The sequence below is a fragment of the Armatimonas sp. genome (genome assembly GCF_043760365.1).
In the GTDB taxonomy this organism is placed as follows: Bacteria; Armatimonadota; Armatimonadia; order Armatimonadales; family Armatimonadaceae; genus Armatimonas.
The window spans coordinates 1-2,153 of sequence record NZ_JAYUPA010000182.1 but is presented as its reverse complement, the minus strand read 5'-3'; the positions used below and the strand labels follow the sequence as shown (position 1 = coordinate 2,153).

Sequence of the window (2,153 nt, the reverse complement as noted above, 5' to 3'; positions counted from 1 at the left end):
CCTCGGCGAACTTGGAGGCGTTCTACACCGAACTCTCGGGAAGCGCACCAGATCGCTTCCCTATTGATGAGGTCGGCTGCTTTGCTGGGCACTGGTATGCCCGTGTGGATGGCGATGCCAACGTGCGGTTCTGCTGCAACCCCAACTCGGAACTCACACTGGGCAATCTCAACGAAGCATCGTTTACGGATCTCTGGCGTTCGCAAGAGTGGCACGCCCTGCGCACGCGCTTGCGCTCCGGCGACTTTCTTTCTGGGTGTGAGCGCTGCGGGAAGTTCGACCTGAATCTGAAAGTTAAGCAACTGATCCGCCTACACGTTCGTGTGGGTGGACTTCCCTCGGGGTAAAATCTATTTATGCCTCATGCACACTTTATAGGACTCTGCGGCGCGGGGATGAGCGCGGTCGCAAAGCTGCTTCTGGACGCTGGCTGGAGTGTCTCTGGCTCCGACGAGGGTTTTTATCCGCCGATCTCTCTCGTGATTCAGCGCTATGGGATTCCTTGCGCCACGAGCTACGAAGCTAGCAATATCCCCGAAGATGCCGACTGGATCGTGATCGGCAAGCACGCCAAGCTAGTCCCTGATACGAACGAGGAAGTGGCGGCGGCGCTGGAGTCGGGCAAGCGTGTGCTCTCGTTTCCTGAGGCCATTGCCGAGCTGCTCGGAGCACGAAAGTCGCTTGTCGTGGCAGGGAGCTTTGGTAAATCAAGCTGCACCGCTTTGGCGGCTCATGTTCTGCGCCATGCGAAAAAAGACCCCTCATATTTTATTGGGGCCGAGGCGCTAGATTTTCCGGATAATGGGCACCGCGGCAAAGGAAATGTCTTTGTCCTAGAGGGCGATGAGTACCCCGCTGCGAACTGGGATGACCGAAGCAAGTTTTTATTCTACAAAGCCAGTGCGCTTTTGGTGACGTCGGGCGAGCACGACCATGTAAATGTCTTTCCCACACTCACCGACTACCTTGCGCCGTTTGAGCAGCTTGTCGCGAGCCTCCCACCTGATGGTTTGATTGTCGCTTGCTGGAACGGGGCACACTTGGTTCGAGTCATGAAGGAGGCAAGTGCGCCCGTGGTCTGGTACTCCGGCACCGACACAGACGCGGACTGGTTCGCCTCGGATACTTTCCGCGAGGGGGGCGTCACCCACTTCACGCTTTGTCATCACGGCAATCCAATCTGCACGCTGACAACCCGGCAGCTCGGGGAGCACAGCGTGGAAAATACAGTTGGGGTAGCGGCACTGCTTCTGGAGCAAAAATTAGTGACACCCGAGGAGCTTGCTGCTGGGGTTGCCGCGTTCTCCGGTGTCCGGCGGCGGCTGGAGCGCCTCAACCCGGGCACCGAGCCACCGCTCTACAACGACTTTGGCTCCAGCTACGCCAAGTGTCGTGCGGGGATCACGACGATTCTGCAGAGTTTTCCGGGCAAGCGCGTGCGGGTTTGCTTCGAGCCCCACACGTTTAGTTTCCGCAACCGCGATGCGCTCCATTGGTACGACACTCTCTTTGCCGGAGTCGAGCGCGTCTATCTGTTCCAGCCCCCCGCGCACGGCGCTGCCACCCACACCCAGCTCACACAAGACGAGATCGCGGCAAGAATTGAGGCATCAGGAGTAGCTGTGACAGTTATCAGCTCCGCCGACGCACTTCTCAGCGCGCTCAAGGCCGATGTCTCTACCACTGCCGACGTGGTTCTCTTTGAGACCAGTGGCGGCTTCGACGGCGCGATCCCACGCGTGGCAGAATGGCTACGGCATAAATAAGCGCTTGGCGTAGGCGATGTCGGCGGCGAGGTGCTTCTCGGGGCCGCCCGGCTCGCTGTACTCCGCCGTGAGGCAGACCACGCCATTAAACCCGCGCTTCTTGAGGTTCTCCGCAACGGCCTTCCAGTCCGAGAGGCCTTCGTCACCCTTACACCAGAAAGTCTTCCACTTGCCATCGTCGCTGCGTTTTTTGTAGCCGTTTTTGAGGTTCAGCATCTTGAAGTGGGGGCCGTAGATCAAATCCAACGCAAAGCCCACGCTCTCACCCTCCAAAGCATTGTGCGCCGCATCCCAGACCGCCCCGATGGATTTGGGCGGAAGAGGCGCCAGCAGCGAACGCAGGCCAAACGCGTGCACGGGGACATTGCGCCCCGAGTGGTTCTGGAT

General features: G+C 59.1%; 2 protein-coding genes and 1 pseudogene. 2 read left to right on the top strand and 1 reads right to left on the bottom strand.

The genetic code is table 11. From position 1 onward, the window contains the following. A partial coding sequence (locus tag ACH2EH_RS04590) for an SPASM domain-containing protein (RefSeq protein ID WP_395139394.1) occupies positions 1 to 347 on the top strand: 347 nt, incomplete at its 5' end. Positions 348 to 356: 9 nt separating this feature from the next. After that, positions 357 to 1,766, top strand: coding sequence for a UDP-N-acetylmuramate--L-alanine ligase (murC, locus tag ACH2EH_RS04585; protein ID WP_395139392.1), 1,410 nt, complete (start codon positions 357 to 359; stop codon positions 1,764 to 1,766). On the opposite strand, the pseudogene ACH2EH_RS04580 reads toward murC, so the two are convergent. Beyond that, positions 1,752 to 2,153, bottom strand: a pseudogene (locus ACH2EH_RS04580) (sugar phosphate isomerase/epimerase); the annotation flags it as partial. The gene murC and the pseudogene ACH2EH_RS04580 sit on opposite strands and share 15 nt — an antisense overlap.